Source organism: Corynebacterium stationis, from assembly GCF_001941345.1.
Classification (GTDB): Bacteria; Actinomycetota; Actinomycetes; order Mycobacteriales; family Mycobacteriaceae; genus Corynebacterium; species Corynebacterium stationis.
Window position 1 is genome coordinate 2,614,758 of the sequence record NZ_CP009251.1, and the last position, 25,729, is coordinate 2,640,486.

The window sequence follows — 25,729 nt, forward strand, 5'->3', positions numbered from 1 at the left end:
CACATGAGAAAGCTAACCGCGCACCTTTAGCAGGTTAGCTAAACTTGTGGTTATGCTTTTTCAGTCCGTGGCATCCGCAATCAGGGATGCAATCTCTGCTGGTGAGTACCAGCCCGGTCAGCAACTTAGTGAAGTCAAGGCCGCAGAACGCTTCGAGTGCTCCCGCAATACCTTGCGGGAGGCTTTTACTGAACTAACAGCAGAGCGCCTGGTAGAGCGCATCCCCAACCGCGGGGTTTTTATTGCGACCCCGGATACGGATTATGTAAAAGACCTCTATCTCGCGCGCATGGCGCTCGAGCACGCCGGCGTGCTGTGGGGTGATTTCCCCGCCGCTGATCGCCTCATTGAGCTGGCCGCTTCCGCGCGTCGTTTTGCCGAAAGCGGCGACGCTCAAGCGGTATCTACCATCAACCAGCGATTCCACCGCGCGCTGGTGGCATCGCTGGGCTCAGAGACTCTCGATGAACAAATGAGCAGCCTGCTCGCACGCATGCGCCTGACATTCTTGCTGGCGCTGCCACATCTTCCCGATATCCACAACGAGCACATTGAAAACAACGTCCGCTTGGCCACTCTTATCGCTGCCGGGCAACGCGAAGAGGCTGCCACGGTTTCCCGTGACAGCCTCCTTAAGGCGTATAACTCAATCCGTTTTGTTCTCTAAGCCCTAAGCTACGGAACTTGGTACTCCAGGTCCCGGGCGTCAGTCACCAGCATCTTGCCTGGCTCATGCGTAATCGCCAGACGTGGGCGCGAATTCATCACCACTGCCTGTGGAGTTACACCGCACGCCCAGAACACCGGAATATGTCCTTCGGGGATTTCTACTGGCTCGCCGAAGTCAGGCGCGGATAAATCTGTAATTCCAATAGCCTCTGGGTTGCCCACGTGCACCGGCGCCCCATGCACCGATGGATAGCGGGAGGTAATCCGCACAGCATCGGCAACGCGGTCCGCAGGTATTGGCCGCATGGATACCACCTGCGGTCCCGAGAACATGCCAGCCGGCACGGTGGGGGTGCTGGTGCGATACATCGCCACGTTGCGCCCTTGTTCAATGTGCTCCAGCTTGATTCCGTTTTCTACCAGCGCAGTTTCAAAGGTAAACGAGCAGCCAATCAAAAAGGCCACCATGTCCTCGCTCCAGTACCCAGTCGCATCCGTGACCGTGTCCACGAGCTCGCCTTCTTCGAAGACGCGGTAGCTCGGAATATCGGTGCGGATATCGCCCTCGGGCAGAAGGGACGAGGAATACTCTCCTGCTTCCAAGACCCCGACGATGGGACAGGACTTGGGGTTGCGCTGCGCAAAAAGCAGGAAGTCAAAGGCGTATTCTTGCGGCACGGCCAGCAGGTTCGCCTGCATAAAGCCAGGCGCATAGCCTGAGGTTGTAGTCAGGTTCTCAGCGCGGGCAAGCTTGCGCACATCCGCAGCGGTCATCTCATGAGGTTGCACATCTGTCTCCTTCTGCTCCTGCGTTAAGCCCACATATTCACGATGCCAGAGAAAGCCTTGATGCCGATGTAGATTTCCAGAATCAGCGCCAGGGAACCAGCGACCAGCAGCCAGACTGGGTGCTTCACGCCTCCCAAGAGGTCACGGCGGCGGAATGCTACCCACATCACCAGGGCGAAAGCGATAGGCAAGATGATGCCGTTGAAAGCGCCCGCGAAAATCAGCAGCTTCTGCGGCGCGGAGTTCAAGATGACGAACAAGATGGTGCAGCCGATAACAAAGCCCACGGTGAGGAAGTTACGGATACGCGGTGCGACCCGCTGAGTGGTCACGAACGTAATCGAGGTGTACGAAGCACCGATAACCGAAGACAGACCGGCCGCGAAGAGAACCACACCGAATGCACGGAGACCGAAATCGCCGGCAGCGTGGAAGAAGGCATCGGCAGCAGTGTTGTCTTCAGACAGCGCCACACCGGTTGCAGCAACGCCTAGCACCGCCAGGAACAACAGCACGCGCATCACACCAGTGATGATAATGCCCATGACGGAGGTAGTGGTGATGTCTTTGACGTGCTCTGGGCCAGAAAGCCCCGAGTCAATCAGGCGGTGGGCACCAGCGAAGGTAATGTAGCCGCCGACGGTGCCACCAATCAGCGTGGTGATGACAAAGAAATCAATCTGCTCCGGCATCACGGCGTTCTTCAGAGCCTCGCCCACTGGTGGCTGCGAAACGATAGCCACGTAGAGCATAAGCAGAATCATGATGGCACCGAGTGCTGCGACGATGCGGTCTAGCGCAATGCCGGCCTTCTTGGACAAGAAAATGAAGATTGCGATGGCTGCAGACACTACGCCGCCGATGCGCGCGTCGATGCCTAACATCGCATTGAGGCCCAAGCCAGAGCCAGCGATGTTGCCGATATTAAAGACTACGCCGCCGATGAAGACCAAGATGGCCAAGAACCATCCGAGTCCTGGAAGCACGGTGTTGCCCAGTTCGTTGGCGCGTAAGCCGGAGACACACAAAACGCGCCAGACGTTGAGCTGGATTGCGATGTCCACGAGGATACTCAGCAAAATCGCAAAAGCGAACGCCGCACCCATCTGGACGGTGAAGACGGAAGTTTGGGTTAGAAAGCCCGGACCAATTGCTGAGGTAGCCATGAGGAACATGGCACCCGCCATCGCTCCTAATCCTCGTGGCGGATTCTTGGCTGGGGTGACTGTTTCAGCACTCACGGGAACTCACTTTCGTGATGGGGGTCGCACTTAAAATGTGATGCGCATCATCTTAAGCGTTTGTTGAACAATCCCGAAAGGGGCATTTAAGCTGCAGCCAATAGCAGCAGGTCACCACGTTACGACGGGGGTAGACCTGCCCACCCCCGGACACGAAAAAGCCCCACCGTAGAAACGATGAGGCTCCAAGACAACGCTGAGGCAACTGCTACTAGTCTACTTCTGTATCCGCCCAGCGCGTGACCGTCCACTTCCCGAATCCTTGGCCACGCGGCTCCAGAACCACGAAGCGGCAGTTTTGTATGTAGCCAGTAAAGGCGAAGTCTGCATCAATACCGGAGGCATGCGTTGCCACCAAACGGATCGCAGCGCCGTGGGAGACCACCACGACATCGTCGTCATCACCAAGTCCCGCGGCGATATTCTCCAGCACTGGCTGATAGCGCGCCAAAACATCCTGGTAGTTCTCCCCACCTGGACACCGGGCTTCAACATCGCCATCTAACCAGCCGCGCAGCGCCGTGGAATAACTACGATGCGCATCTTCCGAATTGCTCATCTCATAATCACCGGTAAAAACCTCATGAATTCCCGTGCGCACTTCAACGTCCACGCTAAAAGGCGGCAGCCCGACGGTGGATTCAAAAGAACGCGCAGCCAGCATCGCAGTCTGCTGTGCACGCAAAGCAACCGAGGTAACAAAACCGCGCAGGCGGCCTTGCTCGCCTTTCCATGCATCAACCAAATGAGCCAATTCAATGCCCACATCCGTGGCCTGTTCACGGCCGCGTTCGGTCAGTTCTGCCCCGGGTGGACGAGTATCCAGCAAACGTTCTACGTTGGAAAATGTTTGGCCGTGGCGCAGCAAGATGATTCGTCCAGTCATAACATCAAACCTAGCGACCCGCGCGCACCTTTGCTACCCAAGCCGTTGCCTTATCAAACTCCGTAGTATCCAGCTTCGGGCCAGACTGATCCGCTGCCGGCCAAGAACCAATAAAGCGCAAGTTATCCGTACGCAGCCACAGCGCGCGCAGCGCTTCAGACAAAGGTTCATCTTCAATATGGCCGGCCAAATCGATGAAGAAGTTATAGGTACCGAATTTCTTACGCGTTGGACGCGACTCAATGCGCAGCATATCTACATTGCGGTAGGAAAATTCCTGCAAGATGCTCGCCAAAGACCCCGGCTCATGCGGCACTGTAAACACCACCGAGGTGCGGTCATTGCCGGTGCGCTCAGTAGGCCGGCCAGGCTTACCGACGAGCACAAAACGCGTCGTAGCCCCCTTGACATCAGCTACAGAATTCGCCAGCACATCCAGGCCAAAAATCTCTGCCGCACGCTCCGGTGCAGCTGCCGCATCAACCTCACCGCGCGACACCGCCTCAGCCGCAGCGCCATTCGATGACGCCGGCTGGAACTTCGCATCCGGAATATTCTCCGTTAACCAGCCACGGACCTGCTGGTAGGCAACGGGGTGCGTGGCGATCGTGTGGACATCGTCAAGCGATAAGCCCTTTTTCACCATGATGGCGAAAGCGACCTCCAAGTCCACTTCCTGGTAGACCTGCAGCGCATCCCCTTCTGTAAAAGCATCAAAAGTAGTCGTCACCGCGCCATCCACGGAATTTTCAATGGCCACACACGCAAAATCCGCACGCCCCTCGCGCACGGCCTGGAAAGCCTCCGAGGGGGAATTAACGGGCAACTGCTGCACGTCACTGACCGCGCCCGCCTTCTCAAAGGCCACGAGCGCTGCCTCAGTAAAAGTTCCTGCTGGTCCCAAAAAAGCCACGGTTGAAGTCATGCCTTCTAATCTAAACCACTAACGTGGGTGTGTATGGATTCTAGGTTTAGCCTTTCGCAATTGTCCCGTGATTTATCGACGCTGACGCCGCAAGAACATGGCTTTACCTACATTGATATCTCGCGGCGCCCGCTTGCGGAAGGCCGGTTGTCGGGGTGGATTTTATCTGCGAAAGACCTCAATGATGTCGCCGGGATGCCCACGTCGAAGGGTGCCAAGCACCGCGCCTATAACGCTGAGACTTCCGATGCCACCATCGCCGCACTGGAGGAGCAAGGCGCGCTGATTGTGGGGAAATCTGCCACGCCGGAGCTGGGCCTGCGCGTGGATACGGAACCGGTGGATATGCCGCATCCGGCCAATCCGCTGCATCCCGGCGCGACTCCTGGCGGGTCTTCCGGCGGTGCCGCGGTGCAGGTGGCTCGCGGTTTGCTGCGCGCGGCACATGGTTCGGATGGCGGCGGTTCGCTGCGCGTTCCGGCTGCGGCCTGCGGCGTGGTGGGCTTCAAACAGTCCGGCACCGACTTGGGCGTTTCGGGGTTTATCACCCGCACAGTTGCCGATGCTGCCTTCCTCCACGACATCACCCCACGCCCCGCGCCCGCGCGCATTGGCGTGCTCAAGCAGCCACTTTTCGCGCACACCCGCATCGACCCGCGGCATCTGCGCGCGGTGGATGAGGCCGCCGCACAGCTTTCTGCCGCGGGCTACCCGGTCGAAGAGATTAAGCCCTACCCCACCGCCGATGTCACCTTTGAAGCTTTCCGGCATATTTTCACCTCGCGGCTAGCCGGCATGGATGCCGGTGAAGGCTACTTCGAGTGGGTCAGGCAGCAAGGTCTTAAGGTGTCCAAGCGCATGCTTGCCGATGCCCTCCGCCACGCCTCCGGTCTTCCCCGCCTTTTGGCCGATTGCTGGCAAGTCGATGCGATCCTCACTCCCATGCTTGCCTATACCCCGCCACCGATTGGCACGTTCTTGGCGCTGGACCACGAGGAGAACTTCATGGAACAGACCCGGTGGTCGCCGTGGGGTTCGTTGTTTAATGTCGCGCAGCTGCCGGCAATTTCCGTCCCGTGGTCCTCAATCGGCGTTCAAGTAGGCTCAATCACGCTATCTGATGCCGAGCTTTTGCACCTGGCATCGTCGCTTCACGCTTAAGGTTTTATTTCCTCATGACCGTTTCGGATTCCCCGCAGCGCATCCGCGCGGAAATTCTCATCGTCCTAGCGATTACCTTTGGTATCTCCGGCGTACGCGCCATCTTGCGGCTTGTCGATGCCCTCCTAGACCCCGCACCTTTAAACGAACAAAGCGTCACGCTGAATGCACCGCAGTCTGACTTGGCGTGGTTGGATATTGCGTTGCAGCTGTGCTCGGCTGGGGTGTTATTTGCCTATGGCGCGCTCGCGTTGTTTTTGCTCGCCGGCTCTGGGATTCGCTTGGCCATGCCGAAACTTTCCGATATCAGCTGGGGTGCCGGTCTCGCCGCCCTGATCGGCATTCCGGGGCTTGTCCTCTATGTCTCCGCCGTGCACCTGGGCCTGTCCATGGAAGTTATCCCTACCGCATTTACTAACCCGTGGGTTGAAGCGCCCGCGCTGCTGTTATGGTCGGGCGCCAATGCTTTCGGCGAGGAAATCGTGGTGGTCATGTGGCTGATGACTAGGCTCAAGCACCTCGGCTGGTCACTTCCCGCGATTATCGGCGCGTCTTCGCTGTTGCGCGGCTCTTATCACCTCTACCAAGGTGTCTCCGCTGGCTTCGGCAATATCATCATGGGCCTCGTCTTTTGCTACTTCTACCACCGCACCGGGCGCGTGTGGCCCCTTGTCATCGCACATTTTCTTATCGATGCCATCGCTTTTGTCGGTTATTCCTTGCTGGGAGATCTCTCCATATTCGGTCTGTAATCCCGCACGAATCCTGCGCGCCGCTGCAGATTGGTTCTAGATCAGGGCCTAAGGCTTGTAGTCTTAATCCATGAATTCTTCCGGCCATGACCCCGACCGCGAATCCCGCCGTGCTGGCGACCGCTCGTCTCGTTATGTCATTGGCGCCGATGGGCAGCCTTTAAGAGACCGCTACGGTCGCCCCGTCATGCGCCGCGAAGGTGGAAGTCCACAGCGTCCTGGGTCCCAGCGTCCTGCGTCCCAGCGTCCTGCGTCCCAGCGTCCCGCTCCCCAGGGTGGTGCGCAGCAGCCGCCCCGCACGCCGCGCAACCCGCAGCCGCAGAGCCGCCAAGAGCCTTCGGCCGGGTCTTTCCGTGCGGTCAATCCTTCCGCCAACCGTCAGCAGCCTGAGGCCACCCGCTTCGATATCGGCCCTCACGCAGCACGCACCACGGGTGCCTCTGCGGGGTCTGCCGCTGCTGGCACCGCTGGAGCGAATGCTTCCCAGCGACGCCCTCGCCAGCAGATGCCGCCGGAAGGCTATAACGACAACCAGGCACCTGTTCAGCGGCAATTTCAAGGCGCCGGGCAGGTCGGCGGATCCCGCGGTCGTGGAACCAGGCGTGGAACGGTCCGTGGTATTCCCCCACGTCAAGGCGGAGCCCGACGCAAACGTGGCAACCCCGTCAAGCGTTTCTTCGGCTGCTCAGGCTGGATTGTTCTCGCGCTGGTTATCTCCCTCGTGCTTTTTGTCTTCTGGACAGATTCTCGGCTCTCGCGCACCGATGCGCTGCCTCCTGGCAATGCCTCCAGCGGTTCCGGCACAAATTGGTTACTGGTTGGTTCGGACTCCCGCCAAGGCTTAAGCGAAGAAGACCAAGCTGAGCTCGGAACTGGTGGCGATGTCGGCATCGGCCGCACCGACACGATTATGCTGTTGCATATTCCACGTTCTGGCACAGCGCAATTGGTGTCTATCCCACGTGATAGCTACGTCAATGTGCCAGGATTCGGCTCCGATAAGATCAACGCTGCCTTTACCTACGGCGGCCCGCAACTGCTGGCACAAACCGTCGAGGAGGCAACGGGCGTCGGTATTGACCACTACGCCGAAATCGGTATGGGCGGACTTGCGAATGTCGTCGATTCCGTCGGTGGTGTAGAAATCTGTGTGGAAGAAGCCATCACAGATCCTCTCGCTGGTATTGATTTGGCCGCCGGGTGCCAAGACCTAAAAGGCGCCGACGCACTAGGCTATGTCCGCACCCGCGCTACCGCGCAAGGCGATTTGGATCGCGTACAGCGACAACGTGAATTCTTCGCCGCCCTCCTGGACAAAATCACCTCTCCAGCAACTTTGATCAATCCATTCCGCGCTATCTCTTTGATCAACAACACCTCGAAGTCGTTTATGGTCAACGAAGATGACCACGTCTGGCACCTTGCCCGCGTAGCACTAGCGATGTCTTCCGGCGTGGACACCGAAACCGTACCGGTCGGTGGATTCATGGACACCAACGTCGGCAACGTTGTCCTCTGGGACGAAGCCGGCGCCCAGGAGTTGTTTAGCTCCATGCAGTAAATCCTCGGAGTAAATGCTCCTGGCTAAAGCCAGTCCGCTTTACCGGCTCCGCGAGATCTGGTTTCTAAAAAGGGATCGCCAAATTACCCGATTAGACCGAGTTCCTAATCGGGTCTTGCGTGCTCACCGTCTACTGGGCGCGGCTGAGCGTTAGATCAGGTCCATCGCCCCCATGTTGCTCAGGTCATGCGTGTTGCCCACCAGCTTTCCGCCTGGGGTGTGCAGGCGTACTTTGCCGCGGTGACGTCGCATCCTGCCGCGTTTCGGCTTTCCGCGTTTTGTTTTCCCAGGTCTGTGCTTCTTGCGCGGGCCGTCGTCATCATTGACACCGTTGTGGTACTTGCACAACATGGTCAGATTCGATGGTTTGGTGTGTCCACCATTCTTGTGTGAGTCGATATGGTGAACCTGGCACCTATCGGCCGGCACATTGCAATCCGGCCACGGACAGACCAGATTCTCGGCCATGGCCAAGGTGCGCAGCTTCTCTGATGCGAAACGGGCCTCATAAAGATTCACGGGGCCGGCGGTGGGATGAAAGAGCCCAACGTAGAGCTTGTCACCAAGGGAGCCGGCCATCGCAGCGTTAATGAACTCAGCGCCCGTCATGGTCGTGCCATCAGAAAGCGCCACGATGACTTCCTCGCCGCGACCGCAGGAAACTTTCGCGAAATCATCGAGACCAATAGCAATCACAGTGCGGTACTCGGGCTTGATAAGCCCGGTGCCGCCTCCTTCGACTAAATCCCAGAATGGTTCTAATAGTGCTTCGGAACGAGGCTGGTCGTCGTCTTTGATGGCGGCGTCGAGGGTTTTCACTAGGTCAGTGATGCGGCGCTGCGTATCGGTAATACTGATGGTGCGCAGGCCGTCGATGACGCGTCCTACGCGCACGCCGCGCTGTTTCGGTTTGTTGCCGCCTTCTTCCGTGACGCGGGTTTTAGCGTAGGCTTCGACTTCTTCCAAAGAGCCCTCACGGGCAATAAGTTCGGCGCGCAGGTTCCACGCCGCACCGCGGGCTTTAAGCTTCTTCGCGTGTTTGTTGATCATCAACAGATGGTTGACGCTTAACTGGCGCTCTTCGGCAAGCGCGATGGCTTCACGTTGGATGAGCGGGGAGTCGCAGGGGCTAAAAAGGGTGTCTGCAAGTTTGGCGTATTTTTTGGCTAAGGATATTTCAATGCCGTCATCGGCGAGATCGTAGGGTGAGCACTCAGCACACAGCCGTAGGAATCCGATGCCGTTGCTGGTAAGAAGCTTGAAAGCTTTCATTAATTCGTCCATGACTTCGACACTAAAAGCCGCCGCAACCCCACGCTAGGGCAAGTTCAAAAAACTGCTCAAATTTCATATGACACGTCACCCAAACGGCATAGTTATCCACAGGTGCCGCCGAAAACGCCGAAAAGCACAGAAAAAGCCTGCTTTCGCACCCCCTCGGGAGCCAGAAAGCAGGCCTTGAGCCACGCGAGCGTTAACGCGGGTACTAGCGCAGGGTCACCTGACGCGACTTCAGGTTCTCCAGCTGCTTGCGCTCATCAGGATTGAGCTGTGCATCATTGTCGATTTCGGCCTTCAAGGCCTTCTCGACGCGAGCAAGCTCGGACTCATAAGAGTCATAAGCAACATCTGGCTGCAGGTCAAAAACCGGCGCAATCAAACCGTGGGTACGGAAAACACCAGCGAACTTGGTGCCCTCGCCAAGGTTCATCTCACCACGAGCAGCAACGCGGGCAATCGCGTTCAACAAACCGGTTTCGTTCTCAATTGGGAATACCCAGCGGATGTGCGCTTTATCCCCGCCGGAGTTAGCCCAGAACAAAGTGCCATCGATATCCGCACCCACCTGGTGGGATTCAATGACAGTCTCATTCGCCTGGTTCAGGGTCTGCGCGATCTCTGGGGTGATCTGCGTGCCCTCAGGAATCCACCATGCGAAGTCCTGGTGGTCAGTAATCTCCAAAACAGCAGACTCATCGACCAAGTCCTTGAGATCTGGCTGCGCGCCATCAGCGGCGGTTGATTCCAAAGTCTCGCCTGGCTGCGCGTTCTTTGCCCAGTTCAGAGCATATGCCAGGTCACGACCTGGGTTGTGGGTGTGCGTGCGAACCTGCAGCGCAACATAGGCAGCGCCGCCAGCTTCCGCGTCGCGCACCATGCCTGCCGATGCCCCCGGCAAAATCGAGCACACGTACACGTCACGGTCAAAGCCCTTGACACTGAGCTTTGCGGTGGCGGAAGGAACGAATTCCTGCAGCGCAATAAGCTGGGTTTCAGCAGCTAAACCGCCATATGGTCGGGGATCCTTTTCCAAAGCCGCACGCTCTGCCGCACGGGCAGCAAGCTTAGCTTGGCGGCGAGACATACCCTCAGGTAGTTCTTCTTTGTTCTTTTTCTTCTTGGCCATGCCCTACACGATACAGTGACGTTTTAACCTGCTCACATTTGAATGGCGTGCAGCGCGACTTCGGGTTGGTTGGTGGCAAGAATGTCGACACCGTTGGCCCAAGCCCATTTCATGTCTTCAGGCTTATCGATGGTCCACATGTACGTCGGCAAACCATGCGCCCCGATGGCAGATGGTTGTAGTTTGCCGCGCAGCAAAGACATGCCCAGGCCCGTTGGCTCAGAGAGCAAGACGTCAGGACGGTTGAAATGGCGTTCCCAATCACGGCGCAGATAAATCCGGTCCATGTGCGGCGCCAGGGATTTCATGCGGCGGATAGCCCGGTGGGAAAAGGAGATGATGTGAATGCGGGGGTCATCGATAAGCCCTGCATAACGCAGACGAAGCACCACCTGCTCCTCCAAAATGTCCCCCGCCGCACCCGGGTGCTTGGTCTCAATATAAAGATGCTGGCCGCTTGGCTCCCACATCTCTAAAAGCTCATCTAGCAGCAGCGGATACTGCTGCGGATGCTTTTCACTACCGATGTCGGCGAGCTTTATCTCCGCCCAATCCAGTGCAGAGAGCTTACCGATGCGATCTGAAGTCCTATCCAACGTTGCATCATGATTGACCACGACCTTGCCATCCCGCGACATCCGCACATCGCATTCTATGCCATGAATAGGCAGCTCCAAGGCCTTTTCAAAAGCCAGCGGGCTTAGCTCCGGGTACTTTCCCGAATAGCCTCTGTGCGCAACAATCTTCAACGTCGGACGTCCCTTAAGGTCTGCTTTCTCGTGCTCCACCGACTCTAGTTCACTGCTGACGAAGGCGTCGGTATGCTCAGGCGAGATCGAAGCCTAAATCGAGGACGCGGTTGGAGTGGGTCAACGCGCCGACGGCAATGTAATCGACGCCGGTGCCGCGATAAGCAGCGACGTTGTCGAAGGTAATGCCTCCACTGGCCTCGGTGCGCACGCCAGCCGGGTGACAGATTTCCACAGCGGCTTTGGCAATATCCGGCGACATATTATCGAGAAGAATCAGCTCCGCGCCGACATCTACTGCCTCGGCGACCTGCTCAAGCGTGTCGCACTCGACCTCCACGGGAAGAACTGGGAATTGCTCGCGGACGGCTCGAAATGCGGCGGCCAGCGAACCTGTGGCCAAGATGTGATTGTCCTTGATCAACGCGCTATCGCCTAAGCCCATGCGGTGATTGGTACCGCCACCGCAGCGCACCGCGTACTTCTGTAAAACACGTAGGCCTGGAACAGTCTTGCGGGTATCGCGCACCGCAGTTCCTGTGCCCTCCAGCGCCTTGGCCCAGTGATGGGTAGCCGTGGCCACGCCCGATAGCTGGGATACGTAATTTAGAGAAGTGCGCTCGGCAGTCAAAAGGGTGCGCACCGGGCCCGTTGCCCGCAGGATGGGGTCGCCTGCGGCAACGGTCGCGCCGTCCTCGCGCAGGATTTCAATATCGAGGTCAACGCCATCACGCTCGGCAGTAATCTGCAGAGCCAGCGCCGCGACGGGAACGCCCGCCAAGCAGCCAGGCTCGCGGGCGACGATTTCCGCGGTACCGGTGACATCGGCACCAATGGTGGCGAGGGTTGTCGCGTCCGGGCCCCAGGCGAGATCCTCATCGAGGGCCGCTGCAATATGCAAGCTTGTCGCCTCTACATCAAGACCGGCCGCATCCAGCGCGGTATGAATGGTGCTCACTGGTGAGATGGTCATATTATGCTCCTGCAAAGTGGTAGTTCTTGGTGGTTGCGGCAGCGTTGTCGCTACGACGGTGACAGCCGAGTGAGTCGGTTCGCTCGCGTGCAGCTTGCACGATGGCAAGACCGGCCGCGGCCATATTCGTGGAATCTAAGCTTGCATCATTCAACTCCGCTGCCTTAGGCAGCGATGAGAGGATGTCTAACGCGGCGCTCAGGCCGGCATCATTACGGCTAACACCAACATAGGAATCCATCGCTGAGCGGATGGTTGCAGCTCCGTCAACAGGCGTGACCTGCGTTCGTGCGATTGGATTTTGAGCTTTCCCGGCGCGCTTTGAGATGGCCAGGCGGTTCCCGCATCGATGGCCCGCTACGAGTGCTTCCGTCAAAGAATTCGAGGCCAGCCGGTTTGCGCCTTGCACGCCCGTGCCGGCGACTTCGCCGATGGCGCTAAGTCCTTTAAGGCTGGTGCGCCCGTCAAGATCAGCCGCGACGCCGCCGCAATGATAGTGCGCGCCTGGGCGGACTGGAATGGGATCGACGGTGGCATCGATGCCGCGGGCCAGAAGTTCGGCGTGGATCGTCGGAAAGCGTTGCGGGAAATCAATAATTGAGCGGGCATCGAGAAAGACCTGCTCAGCGCCGGTATCCTTGAGGTGGTTGATAATTTCGGCGGAGACCACATCGCGTGGGGCAAGCTCGGCCAAAGGGTGGAGGGCTTTCATGAAGCGGGTGCCCTGGGCATCGATAAGCACTGCTCCTTCGCCGCGAACTGCCTCCGAGATGAGCACATCGCGACCGCCTGTGCGGGGAAGATCCAACACAGTGGGGTGGAACTGCACAAATTCGATATCGCGCGTGGCTGCCCCGGCGCGCAGGGCCATGGCCAGGCCATCAGCGGTGGCAACGGCCGGATTGGAGGTCAGCGTCCACAGCGCGCCGACACCGCCGGCGGCCAGCACGACGTCATCGGCAAGCCAGCGACCAACCTGGCCATTATGGAAGCCGCGCACTCCACACACGGTGCCATCGGCGGTGGTCAACAGGTCAATCGCGCGGGCATGGGAGATGATGTTAATGCCGCGGTCACGGGCTGCCCGCAGGAGAGTTTTCTCCACTTCCCACCCAGATTGGTCGCCGGCGTGCACGATGCGACGTAGGCTGTGCCCGCCCTCTAGGTGCAGGTCATCGGCGAATTGGGCACCGTGGGATACTAGGCGGTCGATGGCTTCTTTTGCCTGCTGGACTAGTTCGGTGACGCGGGCGCGGTCGCCGTGGAAACCCCCCGCGGCCATCGTGTCCTCGATGTGCAGGTCAAAAGAGTCTCCCGGGGAGATGACTGCCGCAAGGCCGCCTTGGGCCCATGCCGTGGAGCTGTCCGCCGGCTCACCGCGGGTGATAACGGTAACCGAGCGTGTTGGGTCTGCCTCAGCAATGGTCAGCGCAGCGGTGAGTCCTGCCGCGCCGGAACCGATGATGAGCACGTCGGTGCGCTCGGCAAAGCTCTCAGCAGGAGTGATAAGTTCCGTGGTCATGCTTTTCCTATTCGCCGGAGCCAGGGTTGCCGATGGCAATCATGCGCTCGACCGCGGTGCGCGCGGCATCCGCAGTCTGCTTCTCGACGAATACCTCATCCTTTCCCTCCTGCAAGCACTTGAGTAACTTTTCTGGGGTAATCATCTGCATGAATGGGCACGCGGCCTGCGGGTTGACCGGCATGAACTCCGTGGTCGGGTTGGCTTTACGCAGCTGGTGCAACATGCCGATTTCGGTGGCGACTAAGACGCGCTCACTGGTGGTCTTCTTGGCCTCTTCCAGCATGCCGCCGGTTGACAGGATGTGCGTGTTGTCGCCTGGAATTTCACCGGATTCCGCCATCCACAAAGCGCTGGTGGTGCAGCCGCATTCTGGGTGGACGTAGAGTTCCGCACCCTCGTTGGCACGGACCGTATCCACCAAGGCACTCGGGGAAATATCTGCGTGCACGTGGCATTCGCCTGCCCAGACGTGGATATTCTTGCGGCCGGTCACGCGACGTACGTGTGCGCCGAGGAACTGATCTGGGAGAAATAGAATTTCTTTGTCCTCGGCGATGGAACGCACGACGTCGGCAGCGTTGGAGGAGGTGCAGCAGACATCGGTGAGCGCTTTGACCTCAGCGGTGGTGTTCACGTAGCTAACCACCACCGCATCAGGGTGTTGTGCTTTCCACTCACGTAGTTGGTCGGCGTTAATGGTGTCCGCCAAAGAACAGCCGGCATTAGCATCCGGGATAAACACGCGCTTTTCCGGCGAGAGGATCTTTGCGGTCTCAGCCATAAAGTGCACGCCGCAGAAAATCACTTCATCAGCGTCTGTTTCCGCCGCGATGCGCGAAAGCCCCAAAGAATCTCCGACGTAGTCAGCTACGTCTTGGATCTCTGGCAGCTGGTAGTTGTGCGCCAGGATGACAGCATTGCGCTGGCTTGCCAGTTCACGGACTGTTTCCATCCAGTCAGTTTCTACGGTGGTGTCTAATTTGATTGCCATGGTGGGTCCTTTCTTTTGGGTTTTTGCCTCACAGTCGATAACCCCGGCTACGGTAGCACCACCCCCCATCAAAATAAAAAAGTGACCCACCGCACGGCAGGCGTAATGCGTTTTCGCAATCGCCAGCATGCAGCGGGAACACCCGGAATTAGCCCCGCGGGCTAAAACTGAATTTTAATCGAATACTTGGTTCTTGATGTCCAGTAGCGTGTTCACGGAGGCATCGAGACGCTCTTTCTCGTGCTCGTCGAGGTCTAGCTCCAGCACGCGAGCAACGCCCCCACGATTGATAATTGCTGGGGTCCCGAAGTAGATGTCGTTGTAGCCATAGTGGCCATCGATATACGCAGAGACTGGCAGCGCAACGTCTTGGTTCTGGATAATCGCGCGAGTAATGCGCGCCAGCGCCATGCCGATGCCATAGCTCGTCGAGCCTTTAGCATCGATGATGTGATAGGCCGCATCACGGGTTTGTTCAAAGATTTCTTCGATACGTTCGTTGAACCCCGGCTCTTTTTCCGCCCGGCGCGCAAGCGGGACGCCACCAATATTTGCCGAGGATACAACTGGCAATTCAGAATCGCCGTGCTCACCGATGATGTAGGCATGCACTGACGTGGGCGCGATACCTGCCATTTCCCCGAGCATGTAGCGATAGCGCGCAGAATCCAGCACCGTGCCCGAACCGATGACGCGCGAGGTCGGCAAACCGGAGGCTTTCCACACGGCATAGGTCAACAGATCTACTGGGTTGGTCGCTACAACAAAAAGGCCATCGAAGCCTGCCTCCATGGCAGATTCAACGATGGCATTCATGATAGTGACATTCTTATCCACCAAGTCCAGGCGAGTTTCGCCGGGCTTTTGCGCAGCGCCTGCGCAAATCACGACGATGGATGCATCCTTGCAATCTTCGTAAGTGCCTTCAGTTACTCGCGTGCGCGAAGGCGCCCACACCACGCCATGGTTTAAGTCCATGACGTTTCCTTTAAGCTTCTTTTCATCAATATCGATGATGGCGAGATGGTCAACGGTTCCCTGGTTTACCAATGCATATGCGTAGGCGACACCAACATCACCCGCGCCGATGAGGACAACTTTGTTTCCAACATTTGGGCTCATACTTCTTCATTATGCGCGAGGTTTTACAACGGCGCTGCCCAGTCAAAAATCGACTACTATGTATGCAGAAAATTTCGCGTTCTGGGACAATAGTACCCATGAGCAAAAAAGCACGTAAGCCCCGGATAGGACAGCTTGCGTGCTCGTTACTTCAGAAAATTTCGTGCCCTCAGCCGCAGTCGGTGGAGCCGCGAAAAAGTGTGGCGCCGCCTCTTCCCCGTTCCCTGCGGCGAGTAGCCCTTGAAACCGCGTCATCGTCACTGAAACTAGCCTCAGGTGCGCTGCAGGTATCCATCATCGGTTTAGAAGTGCTCAGCGATATCACCCCAGCGGTGCGCATGGCACGACGCAATCGACTTCCGCACAATATGGCAGCAGGCATTTTAGGTGCGGAAGTTGCAACCTGGGCAGCAATTTGGCCCTCACTATTGCCTAGGCCCTGGTGGGTAACGGCGCTCAATGTGGCCATAGGGCAGGCCATCGGACATTTCTTTGCCGCATCGGCCGCTTTTGGCTTGAAGAATGCGCTACGCGCTGCCGGAAAACGCCCGCAGGATCATCTCACTCCGCGGCTCAAACGCAATGCTCACTGGGTCTTGGGAACCATCACTATCGCGGCCATGGCTAAATCCGTGCGCAACCAGGGCATTCAGGCAGACCTGGTCGGTAAATCGCTGGACCGCGGCCCAGTGCAGGCTGCCCTCGGCCTTTCCCTCGGCTCCCTGGGATACGGTGCGCTGTTATTGCTCGGAGAAATTGTGCAATTTACCGTCTCCAAAATATCCCAACAGCTGGGGCGTGCAGTGCCAATGTTGGTGGCCTGGCCTCTGGCTGTAACAACATTTATCGTGGTCATCGTCGCTTTATCTGACCGGGTAGTATTGCGCCGTTTCATCCACTCTGCATCGGTACGCGCACAAAAGATTAATAGGTCAGTCTTTCCTGGCTCCATCATGCCGTGGGAACCAGAACGCTCCGGCAGCCCGTGGTCTTATGAACATTGGACAGCAGTGGGAGCCCATGGCCGCCGCTTTTTATCCGGCGGTCCGCGTGCACGTGATATCGCGGAAGTCATGGAATTTACCCGTGCCCGTGAGCCCATTCGGATTTACGCCGGTCTCATGTCCGGGCGGACAGTACGAGGACAAGTACGTCGCGTGCTCTTAGAAATGGAAAGAACCGGCGCTTTTCACCGCAACACCATCGTGATTCAGATGCCCTCTGGTTCCGGCTGGGTCAGTGAATGGATGTCTGCTGCCCCAGAATTTCTTACCAAGGGAAATTGCGCTTCAGTAACCCTACAGTATTCGATTCTGCCATCGGCTTTTTCTTATGTCGTCGACAAGCAAGCCCCTATTGATGGAGCACATTCACTTATTCGCGCGGTGCGCAACCGACTTGATTCCATGCCCGAAGATAACCGTCCCAAGCTGTACTTATCGGGCGAATCCTTAGGCGCGTATGCACACCTCGATGGCTATGACAACTTTGAAGATCTCCTAGCCTCCTGCGACGGTGCAGTATTTACCGGCCCACCAAGCATGACAAAACTGCTTGCCAATTTAGAGCACGATCCGGGCTCTCTGGAACGCGCACCTATCGTCGACGGCGGCCGACATATCCGCTTTGCCGCAGCACCTGCGCACACGCGTCACGATGCCTTCGGTCGCAGCTATAGCCATGAATGGCAACGACCCCGAGTATTAATTGCCCAGCACACCTCTGATCCCATCGTGTGGTGGTCCCGCAAACTCATCTACCGCCGCCCCACGTGGATGCATGAGCCCGCACCATCGACGCTGTACGCCGATACTTTTCACGACATGGGCTGGGCGCCGCTGATTAGTTTTTGGCAGATCGGGCTCGACCAAATTAACTCTTTAAACGTCCCCGGCGGACACGGGCACAACTACTACGAAGAAACCTTCTGGTACTGGGATTCGGTGCTCGGATCCCAGTCACGAGCACCACTGACTCCGCGGCTAGCGCAGCGCGCGGAGAAGTGGATACGCGATCACCCCAGCTAATTGGCACAAACTAATCGCACTTCACGCCGGTGGAGTGGTGTGGGCAGTAGCCATTAGGCACCTTGTAGAGGTATTGCTGGTGCTCGTCTTCTGCTAGATAGTACTCGCCAGAGTCAGTGTCACTGAGCAGTTTGACCTCAGTGGTCATGGCGCCAAAGCCGTTTTCGGCGAGCTTCTTGTCATAGCTATCCACCAGTTCCTGGATGATTTCCAGTTCTTCCTGAGTACGTGGATAAAACGCGGAACGGTACTGGGTGCCCACGTCATTACCTTGCCTAAAGCCCTGGGTTGGGTCGTGGGCTTCAAGCGCCATCACCACGAGTTCCTTCAGGCTAATCTTTTCCGGGTCATAGGTAATTTCTACGACCTCAGCGTGATTGGTTTGGCCACGGCAGACCTCAAAATAAGTCGGGTTGGGGGTGGTACCGCCGGCATAGCCTACCGATGTAGATTCCACCCCATCTGTCTCCCAGTACATTTTTTCATGACCCCAGAAACATCCCAGCGCTACTAATAGGGAGCGTTGACCTTCCTTCCACGGACCGGTAATCGGAGTGCCTAAAACCGCATGCGGCTTAGGCTCCAAGATAGGTTCTGCGCGGCCGGGTAATGCATCTTCTTTAGCAACAAGTTGAGGGGTAGGTGCAAATAAGAACGACATAGAAATCGTCTCCTTTCTGTTTTTAATCAACATACACCACCACCTAAAAATTCCCCGACCAGCAAGTTCACAGTATTCGGGCACAATATCGTTGCCAAAATATTGTTTCGGAATATCATGGGATACGTACCCAACGAAAGGAAACACTCATGGCTGTTTATGAACTACCAGAACTTGATTACGCTTATGACGCACTGGAGCCACACATCTCCGCTGAGATCATGGAGCTGCACCACTCCAAGCACCACGCTACCTACGTAGCTGGCGCAAACGCTGCTCTTGAGGCTTTGGAAGCAGAGCGCAACGGTGACGCAAACCCAGATAAGGTTCGCGCACTGTCCAAGAACCTGGCGTTCAACTTGGGTGGCCACACCAACCACTCCGTATTCTGGAAGAACCTTTCTCCAAACGGTGGCGGCGAGCCAACCGGCGACTTGGCAGAAGCTATCAACCGCGACTTCGGTTCCTTCGACAAGTTCAAGGCTCACTTCTCTGCTGCAGCACTTGGCCTGCAGGGCTCCGGCTGGGCGGTTCTTGGTTACGATCACATCGCAGGCCGCCTGATCATTCAGCAGCTGACCGATCAGCAGGGCAATGTTTCTGTAGACTTCACCCCACTGCTTATGCTCGATATGTGGGAGCACGCTTTCTACCTGCAGTACAAGAACGTTAAGGCTGACTACGTTAAGGCAGTCTGGAACGTCTTCAACTGGGATGACGTTGCAGAGCGTTTCGCAGCTGCGTCCAAGTAATTAAAGTTTCTTAGCGCAGCCTTTAGTGCGCGGAAACACACCTGCCCCTGCCGGCTTCTTCTGATTTTCAGAAGTTCCGGCAGGGGTTTTGGCATTTGAGTACTTTCCCGTGACGATGACACAGCACTGGCGAGGGGTTATATCTCAGACCTGTGAAACCGAGTTCCTAGATGTGGAATCTTTCATTACCTCTCAGAATGGGCAAGGTTTCCTCAGTGCCCATTTGAAGGCTGCGATTAATGTTTGGGAAAATTCCGCGGTCATTTCGGGATCTCAAGTTGTAGACGGCGTGAGCACGCAATACCCCACGTCATACTTGGTTGAAGATGACTTATATGTTGGCGCCGATGACGATATGTTCCTACTATTCGCGGAAGCGGAACTCTCCAACACTCCAGTAGCACCATTATTTTGGTTTAATAAAGCCCCAATCTTTCAGCAGCTATCCGACAACCAGGCATTAGCCGCCGTCCCATGTTCACAATTAGCTAAGGGAGGAAGCTTCGAGCTCAGCGGAGATTTATCGGTGTCAGCATCAAGTGATTACGTCGAAATACACCTCACTGAGAAGAACGGCCTAATCAGCACAGTTGTCGTTGAAATTGAACTAGACGGCTCAACCACGAGAACAGATTTGGGCATAAGCCCTAGGGACAATGAAGTACAAGTAGCTCGCCCACCTGCCCGTAAAATAAATGAGTGACTTAACTGCCACCTTCTGCTCCGACCAGCTTGCCCTGTGCTGGCTCTATGATGGGGCGCATGACGGAATCAATTTCAGATCTTGCCAATGCCCTGGACCATCTCACTCCGGAAGAACACGGATTTTCCTATATTGCCCTTGACCGCGAGCCGGTAGCGCAAGGCGATTTGTCGGGGTGGATTATCCCGGCCAAAGACCTTTATGACGTTGCAGGTATGCCCACCACCTTCGGCTCCAAGGCGCGCACGCGCATGGCAACGGAGACAGACCCTTTCATCACCGCCTACGAAGCGCGCGGAGCACGCATTCCTGGAAAGTCGGTGTCTTCAGAGCTGGGATTAACCGTGGATGCCGAGCCACGCGACCTGCCGGCGGTAGATAACCCAATCTGGCCAGGACATACACCAGGTGGTTCCTCGGGCGGTGCGGCAGCGATGGTGGCGCGCGGGCTGGTGCGCGCCGCACACGCCTCTGACGCGGGTGGATCCATTCGTATTCCGGCGGCTGCCTGCGGAATTGTCGGATTCAAGCCATCCGCCGATACGCTCGCCGTGCATGGCTACTTGACTACTTCCGTGCAAGACCAGGCATTTTTGCACCAGATTGAGCCGCGTCTAGAGCGCAAACTTCGTATCGGCGTGCTGACCACCCCAATTATCGCTAAGACACAGGTGCAGCAGGAGTACCTCACGGCAGTGGCAGAGGCCGCACAGCAGCTTGCCGATGCCGGCCACGACATCATCGAGGTCGGCGACTGGCCAGAAGCCGAGATAACTTTCGGGCATTTCACCAACCTATTTTCGCATCGGTTAGTGGAATTGGAGCACTATGACTACATCGCTGAGTGGCTGCGCGAAAAGGGGCTTAAGGTAACGCCAGAACAGGTCACGGGGTCCGAAGTCTACGCCCGCGAGTTGAAAGGCAAGCTCGCAGAGCATTGGGGTGTGGATGTCATTCTCAATCCCACCATCGCATCCGATCCGCCAAAGATTGGCGCATTCTCATCCCTGCCGCCGGCAGAGAACTTCGCAGCCCAAGCCAAATGGGTGCCGTGGACATCGTTGTTCAATATCGCGGGTACCTGCGCGATTTCATTGCCGTGGCCGGTGCCGGGCCGTTTCCAGCCAGCGGCGGTTCATTTGGGCTCGCTGACTTTAGACGATCCTGAGCTATTAGCGCTGGCAGAAGGCCTACACGTCTAATACAGTCGCGCCGCCACCCAACCAAACCTGTAAAGTTCCCTTGACACGCAAAGGGCGCTTTACATATGCTGAGGTTAGTTCACACGCACACCACTTCCAAGAGGAGCAATTCTCATGAACACCACGGCAGCACATGGCGCAGCAAATAACGTGGAGCAGCCCAAGCCGCGGTCTCGTTTCGGGCGCTCGAAGTTCGGCGGTTCGCCGGCGGCACTGATCGCCGGTTCCATAGTGGCCGGTTTGGCGGCCGCTTTTGCGGCGGCGTTAATTCTCTGGGCGATTGTGCATCCGGAAGAATCCATAGGGTTGTACCTCGGCGTCTTCACGCTGTGCTTGTTCCCCGTAGCATCGGCAGGAGCGTGGGTATTCATGGTCGACCGCGACACTATCGTGGGCGCTACACCGAACCCCGAAGACTCCATTGAGTCCACGTGGTATGACAACGCGACGCAGAATACGTTCCACATCATTTTGTTCGCCATCGGCGCCTTGGGGGTAGCCAGTGCCTTTACGGACGTGAAGCTTTCGCTAGGCGCATTCGCGATCGCCAGCTACGTCTTTATCCTGGTTGCTTTCGGCGGCAGCTACTATCTCAACAAGCGCCGCGATTCATAAGCCGGCCCTACTAAGACTATGGACAATAACTTGAAATCCCTGCGCGAGCAGCACGGTCTTTCGCAACAAAAGCTTGCCGATGCCTTGGGCGTTTCCCGCCAGACCATCATCAGTATTGAAAAAGGCCGCTACGATCCCTCACTGCCGCTCGCGTTCCAGCTTGCCGCGCAGTTCGATTGCGCCATCGAGGACCTATTTATCCCTGATTCCCCGACGCCCTAATAAAATCCCGGAATTGTTTCACCGGCGGGGCATCATCTCCGTCGCGCCACACCATGCCGAGTTCACGGTAGCGCGCGGGCTCGAGTGGAATTAAGTTTGTGGCATTTAGATACGGGTCGTCTAAAGGCAGCAGTGCGCAGCCCAAACCAGCGGTGACCAGCCCGGAGACCGTGGTCAGTTCCATGGATTCAAACACGAACCGCGGCACAAAGCCCGCCTCAGCAGCCAAAGAATTTAATAGCATGCGCGTGCCGTAGCCAGGCAACATACCGATAAAGGGTTCATCGGCAAGCTCTGCCATGGCGATGCTTTTTCTTGTCGATGCCCAATGCCCTTCCGGCACCGCAATCGCCAGCCGTTGCATCTCCAACTGGTGCCAGCGCAGCTGAACTTGGCCCGGCGCGGCCAGATCCTGTGGCTTCGGGCCCACGAGCGCGATATCACTGACCCCAGCGCGAATCCGATCCGTCAAATACTGCGCCGCTCCTTGGTGCAGCGCAAATTGCACATGCGGGTACATCTGCCGGTAGCTACGCAAAAGGTCAGGCACCATCCAGGTGCCCAAGGAGTGCATGAAATCTAGGCGCACACGGCCGCGTCCCGGATCCATCAAGCGTGCGACGTTATCTATTGCCTGCGTGCGTTCATCGATCATGGCTTGTGCGTGCGGCAAAAATGCCTGCCCACGGGTGTTTAGGGCCAACTTGCGGCCATGGCGCTCAAACAAAGAAGTGCCCAGCTCCTGCTCTAGTCGCTGCAGCCTGCGAGTTAAGGCAGATTGCGAAAGATACAGGTCATCCGCGGCGTCGGTGAGATTCTCCCCGGCATCCACTGCGCGCACGATCGCCAGAAATCCTTCAATGTCGTGAAAATTCATGGGCTTCTCCCTGGCACGGTCACTTATGCACGCTACGCATTGAACTGGGTACTAAAATGCATTTTACTCATACTTCGCGGTGAGGGACTATAGGTACATGCAAAGAAATACCCGCGCCATGGTCGCCGTGCTCTTTGTGGGCTTGGCAATCTTTTCAGGTCTGTACTCCACCCAGGCTATGCTGCCGACCTTCGTCGAAGTGCTGGGCTTTACCCCGACTGAGGCCGCGCTGACCGTTTCTGCTGCGACCGGTGCTTTGGCGCTGTGCATCGTGCCGCTATCTATCTTGTCTGAGCGTTTTGGACGCGGGCGGCTATTGGTTATCTCTGTAGTACTCGCTACCATCTTGGCTTTTGCAGTGCCACTGGTTGGCGAGAATGTTTTGGCTATCATTGCCGTCCGCGCACTACAGGGGGCTGTTTTGGCCGGTGCCCCGGCTGTGGCGATGGCGTGGTTGTCAGAAGAACTCGACGAGGATATCTTGCCGCGCGCGATGGGACTGTACATCGCCGGCAATACCCTCGGCGGAATCGCCGGCCGCCTGATTCCCACCGGGCTGCTGGACTTTACCGGCTGGCGCGGCGCACTGTTGGGATCTGCGGCAGTGTCAGCGATTTTCGCTGTGCTCTTTGTCATTTTGCTGCCTAAACAGGAAAACTTCCGGCCTAAGCAGCTGCACTTTAAAGCCGAAATACGCGCGATGATTAATCACTGGCGCAATCTGGAGCTCGGCCTGCTTTTCCTTTTCGCCTTCTTAGGCATGGGCGCTTTTGTCTCCATGTATAACTTCATTACATTCCGGCTCATCCACCACTTTGGCTTACCAGTGACACTGACGGGCCTGGTGTTTTTGATGTATCTGGCGGGCACGTGGTCATCAGCACGTGTGGGCACCATCATCAATAAATACGGCCACAGCAAGACTTTCGTTGTCTCCTCAGTGCTGTATGCCTTGGGCATTGTGATGACACTCGGGCCGCTGCCGGTGCTGTTGGCCGGCATGTTCATTTTTACCGCGGGCTTTTTCGCGGCCCACTCCACCGCCTCTGGCTGGGTCGGCCACGCCGCTGCCACCAACCGCGCTGAGGCGTCCAGCATGTATCTGCTGTGCTACTACGCCGGCTCGTCCGCCGTCGGCGCTGCGTCCGGCCTTGTCTTTGAAGCCACCTCGTGGACTGGCTTTATCGCCTTTATCTCCTGTTTCACCGTCGCGGTCATCCTCATCGGCGCATGGCTGCTGAAATCCACCAGCCGTGTTAAAGAGCCCGTTGCGGTGTAAGCAGCTACAGATTCGTTGCCTCCTCTACCGATAAATCACAGACGTGGGACGCCCGGCGCGTTATCGCTCATCCACTCACGCACCGCGAGCGTTGCCTGCACGTCATCGGCGTTATAGGTCAATAGCATCTCCCGCGCACGCATTGCCGTCTCATCTATGCCAATAGCAACCCGGCGCGCGTTGACGGATTCTTCGCCGTCGAAATCGCCCTGCTCCCAGTTAAAACCAGCCTGTGGTGCCACCGTCTTCAGGCTCAAACCATAGGGACCGTCGAAGTTCTTCTTCACGTGGACGAACATGTCCACCCATTCACCTGAATTGATAAACGCGTTGACTTCCTCCACTGAGGGAACGCCCGGGGTGTGCTCATGAAAACGCTGCGCTGACATGCGCATCCAGTGGTTTTCACCGTGCGCCGAGTAGCAATAGGCAGCAAAAGTCTTGCCCGCCGCATGCGCCTCGTCACGCCTTTCCATCAACCAGGTCCAAAAGTCCGCGAAATTATGCGCCTCAGCCTTGGAACCCAGCTTCTCCCAGGTGACGAAGTCGTAGTAGGTACCGTCCATCCACGCACCCCACAGGTATGCGCCTTGGTCCATGTACGCTTCCATGTCCACATCAATTTCAACATCGGCACGCGGCATGGTGATATCTCCGTGGGCTAATAACACTGTGCCGTCGCGCCACGCGGAGGCGAGCTGTGAAGGAAGGCCGAGGGAGGCATCGATAAGCCCTTGCACCGTATTAATTCCGTCTTCGCGATATGCTCGCGCGCGGTCGCCAGGGAGAAAGAGGCTGATATCATCCATGGCTTTGAGCTCTGGTTCACACAAAGGCCAAAAGCGGCAGCTAGCACACTCTTTGACCCGCCGCGGCTGGGTGGGCAGGTTCGCCGGCTCCACCGCCGCCAAAGCCGCGTCCAAGGCTGGCTGGTAGCTTGCGGTATCAGAATAAAAGGCCAGAGACTGGTCTTGGCCTACCAGCGCACCACGGCCCGAATTCAGCCCTAGGTCTTCGAGCGCCCGCGCGGCCATCGCCAAATGGTAGCCATCAAGCACGTGGTGCCGCGGCTTATAACCAAGTTCTAAAGGCTCACTTAAGCCCAGCCGGTGGGTGGGCACGCCCAGAATTTTCACGGAGTCATGTTTGCGCGCCACACGGTGGGTAGAGACCATCACCGGGGTATAGGAGCTTTCGCTTGTCGATGCCCCCTCGCGCACCAACATATCCACCCCCACCAGCCACTTCTCATTGGTGAAGACTGCACCGGTGATGTGCGTTGCGCCAGTGGCGAGAGCTTCTAAGGTCTCTAAAGAACGCAGCCTCGGATCTTCAGCGGGAAGAGGACCCAGATCGATGCGACGAAAAACTCTGCGACGCGAATCTGATTTGCGGGGGAATTTCTCCCACACGGCCTCACGCGCGGCGTCATAGCGTGCGGCACGGGCTTGTGCTGCATCGGTGCGCGGGACCTCGGGGTGGGTGCGACGCTGGACGAGCCGATATCGGCAGCCCACGAGATCTGACGCACGTACCTGTTTTTCCACTCTCATGAGCTTAACCCACTCATCAAGGTAATGTTGAATACAGTAAATACAATAAGTACTGCACTTGATGAACAAAAGAAATGGACGGAAACT

At 57.2% G+C, this 25,729-nt stretch carries 25 protein-coding genes; 11 read left to right on the forward strand and 14 right to left on the reverse strand.

The annotated features are described in order from the left end of the window. Positions 1-52: 52 nt before the first annotated feature. Positions 53-667, forward strand: a complete 615-nt coding sequence (locus tag CSTAT_RS12120; RefSeq protein ID WP_066797996.1) for a GntR family transcriptional regulator — start codon at positions 53-55, stop codon at positions 665-667. Positions 668-675: 8 nt separating this feature from the next. On the opposite strand, the gene CSTAT_RS12125 is transcribed toward CSTAT_RS12120, so the two are convergent. The 4 genes from CSTAT_RS12125 to pheA form a co-directional block, all read right to left on the reverse strand. Then, a complete protein-coding gene (locus CSTAT_RS12125; RefSeq protein WP_066796810.1) occupies positions 676-1,443 on the reverse strand; it encodes a putative hydro-lyase in 768 nt (255 codons plus the stop codon). Positions 1,444-1,481: 38 nt separating this feature from the next. Next, complete coding sequence (locus tag CSTAT_RS12130) at positions 1,482-2,645, reverse strand: NRAMP family divalent metal transporter (protein WP_156845167.1); 1,164 nt, start codon at positions 2,643-2,645, stop codon at positions 1,482-1,484. Between the two features lie 265 nt (positions 2,646-2,910). Continuing rightward, the gene (locus CSTAT_RS12135; RefSeq protein ID WP_066796816.1) at positions 2,911-3,585 is read right to left on the reverse strand and encodes a histidine phosphatase family protein; all 675 of its coding nucleotides are present in this window, start codon (positions 3,583-3,585) and stop codon (positions 2,911-2,913) included. Positions 3,586-3,595: 10 nt separating this feature from the next. Further along, the gene (pheA, locus tag CSTAT_RS12140; protein WP_066796819.1) at positions 3,596-4,510 is read right to left on the reverse strand and encodes a prephenate dehydratase; all 915 of its coding nucleotides are present in this window, start codon (positions 4,508-4,510) and stop codon (positions 3,596-3,598) included. 33 nt (positions 4,511-4,543) lie between these two features. On the opposite strand from pheA, the gene CSTAT_RS12145 reads away from it, so the two are divergent. The 3 genes from CSTAT_RS12145 to CSTAT_RS13620 all read left to right on the forward strand — a co-directional run bounded on the left by CSTAT_RS12145 (position 4,544) and on the right by CSTAT_RS13620 (position 7,984). Then, complete coding sequence (locus CSTAT_RS12145) at positions 4,544-5,671, forward strand: amidase (protein WP_066796822.1); 1,128 nt, start codon at positions 4,544-4,546, stop codon at positions 5,669-5,671. A gap of 14 nt (positions 5,672-5,685) precedes the next feature. After that, complete coding sequence (locus CSTAT_RS12150) at positions 5,686-6,423, forward strand: CPBP family intramembrane glutamic endopeptidase (RefSeq protein ID WP_066796826.1); 738 nt, start codon at positions 5,686-5,688, stop codon at positions 6,421-6,423. Positions 6,424-6,493: 70 nt separating this feature from the next. Continuing rightward, entirely contained in the window at positions 6,494-7,984 is a 1,491-nt protein-coding gene (locus CSTAT_RS13620; RefSeq protein WP_066796829.1) for an LCP family protein, read from the forward strand. 150 nt (positions 7,985-8,134) lie between these two features. Here the strand turns inward: CSTAT_RS13620 and CSTAT_RS12160 are convergent, their stop codons facing one another. The 7 genes from CSTAT_RS12160 to CSTAT_RS12190 all read right to left on the reverse strand — a co-directional run bounded on the left by CSTAT_RS12160 (position 8,135) and on the right by CSTAT_RS12190 (position 15,751). Further along, entirely contained in the window at positions 8,135-9,268 is a 1,134-nt protein-coding gene (locus CSTAT_RS12160; protein WP_066796832.1) for an HNH endonuclease signature motif containing protein, read from the reverse strand. 202 nt (positions 9,269-9,470) lie between these two features. Then, complete coding sequence (locus CSTAT_RS12165; RefSeq protein ID WP_066796835.1) at positions 9,471-10,391, reverse strand: DUF5926 family protein; 921 nt, start codon at positions 10,389-10,391, stop codon at positions 9,471-9,473. Between the two features lie 32 nt (positions 10,392-10,423). After that, positions 10,424-11,140, reverse strand: a complete 717-nt coding sequence (locus tag CSTAT_RS12170) for a glycerophosphodiester phosphodiesterase family protein (protein ID WP_066797999.1) — start codon at positions 11,138-11,140, stop codon at positions 10,424-10,426. A 76-nt stretch (positions 11,141-11,216) separates the two neighbouring features. Next, positions 11,217-12,113, reverse strand: coding sequence for a carboxylating nicotinate-nucleotide diphosphorylase (nadC, locus tag CSTAT_RS12175; RefSeq protein WP_066796837.1), 897 nt, complete (start codon positions 12,111-12,113; stop codon positions 11,217-11,219). A 1-nt stretch (position 12,114) separates the two neighbouring features. After that, positions 12,115-13,635: an L-aspartate oxidase gene (gene nadB / locus CSTAT_RS12180; protein ID WP_075723638.1), complete on the reverse strand. Its 1,521-nt coding sequence runs from the start codon at positions 13,633-13,635 to the stop codon at positions 12,115-12,117. A gap of 7 nt (positions 13,636-13,642) precedes the next feature. After that, a complete protein-coding gene (gene nadA, locus CSTAT_RS12185; RefSeq protein ID WP_156845168.1) occupies positions 13,643-14,698 on the reverse strand; it encodes a quinolinate synthase NadA in 1,056 nt (351 codons plus the stop codon). Between the two features lie 105 nt (positions 14,699-14,803). Then, positions 14,804-15,751 carry an L-lactate dehydrogenase gene (locus CSTAT_RS12190; protein WP_075723639.1) on the reverse strand — a complete coding sequence of 316 codons (948 nt, stop codon included), beginning with the start codon at positions 15,749-15,751 and terminating at the stop codon, positions 14,804-14,806. 98 nt (positions 15,752-15,849) lie between these two features. Here CSTAT_RS12190 and CSTAT_RS12195 point away from each other — a divergent pair, with 98 nt between their 5' ends. After that, positions 15,850-17,778, forward strand: coding sequence for an alpha/beta-hydrolase family protein (locus CSTAT_RS12195; protein WP_211273013.1), 1,929 nt, complete (start codon positions 15,850-15,852; stop codon positions 17,776-17,778). Positions 17,779-17,788: 10 nt separating this feature from the next. On the opposite strand, the gene msrA is transcribed toward CSTAT_RS12195, so the two are convergent. Then, positions 17,789-18,439, reverse strand: coding sequence for a peptide-methionine (S)-S-oxide reductase MsrA (msrA, locus tag CSTAT_RS12200; RefSeq protein ID WP_066796850.1), 651 nt, complete (start codon positions 18,437-18,439; stop codon positions 17,789-17,791). A 149-nt stretch (positions 18,440-18,588) separates the two neighbouring features. Between msrA and CSTAT_RS12205 the strand changes: the two genes are divergently transcribed. From CSTAT_RS12205 to CSTAT_RS12225, 5 genes are all read left to right on the forward strand, one after another. After that, positions 18,589-19,191, forward strand: coding sequence for a superoxide dismutase (locus CSTAT_RS12205; RefSeq protein WP_066838363.1), 603 nt, complete (start codon positions 18,589-18,591; stop codon positions 19,189-19,191). Between the two features lie 109 nt (positions 19,192-19,300). Next, positions 19,301-19,894 (forward strand): hypothetical protein, encoded by a 594-nt coding sequence (locus tag CSTAT_RS12210; RefSeq protein WP_211273014.1) that lies wholly within the window; start codon positions 19,301-19,303, stop codon positions 19,892-19,894. Positions 19,895-19,953: 59 nt separating this feature from the next. Beyond that, positions 19,954-21,096, forward strand: coding sequence for an amidase (locus CSTAT_RS12215; protein WP_075723641.1), 1,143 nt, complete (start codon positions 19,954-19,956; stop codon positions 21,094-21,096). A 114-nt stretch (positions 21,097-21,210) separates the two neighbouring features. Further along, positions 21,211-21,711 (forward strand): hypothetical protein, encoded by a 501-nt coding sequence (locus tag CSTAT_RS12220; RefSeq protein WP_075723642.1) that lies wholly within the window; start codon positions 21,211-21,213, stop codon positions 21,709-21,711. Between the two features lie 18 nt (positions 21,712-21,729). After that, positions 21,730-21,933 (forward strand): helix-turn-helix transcriptional regulator, encoded by a 204-nt coding sequence (locus tag CSTAT_RS12225; RefSeq protein WP_075723643.1) that lies wholly within the window; start codon positions 21,730-21,732, stop codon positions 21,931-21,933. On the opposite strand, the gene CSTAT_RS12230 is transcribed toward CSTAT_RS12225, so the two are convergent. After that, a complete protein-coding gene (locus CSTAT_RS12230; RefSeq protein ID WP_075723644.1) occupies positions 21,908-22,810 on the reverse strand; it encodes a LysR family transcriptional regulator in 903 nt (300 codons plus the stop codon). The genes CSTAT_RS12225 and CSTAT_RS12230 overlap by 26 nt on opposite strands. Positions 22,811-22,907: 97 nt before the next feature. On the opposite strand from CSTAT_RS12230, the gene CSTAT_RS12235 reads away from it, so the two are divergent. Next, a complete protein-coding gene (locus CSTAT_RS12235; protein ID WP_075723645.1) occupies positions 22,908-24,089 on the forward strand; it encodes an MFS transporter in 1,182 nt (393 codons plus the stop codon). 35 nt (positions 24,090-24,124) lie between these two features. On the opposite strand, the gene CSTAT_RS12240 is transcribed toward CSTAT_RS12235, so the two are convergent. Then, positions 24,125-25,642: a TM0106 family RecB-like putative nuclease gene (locus tag CSTAT_RS12240; protein ID WP_083640871.1), complete on the reverse strand. Its 1,518-nt coding sequence runs from the start codon at positions 25,640-25,642 to the stop codon at positions 24,125-24,127. Positions 25,643-25,729 lie beyond the last annotated feature (87 nt).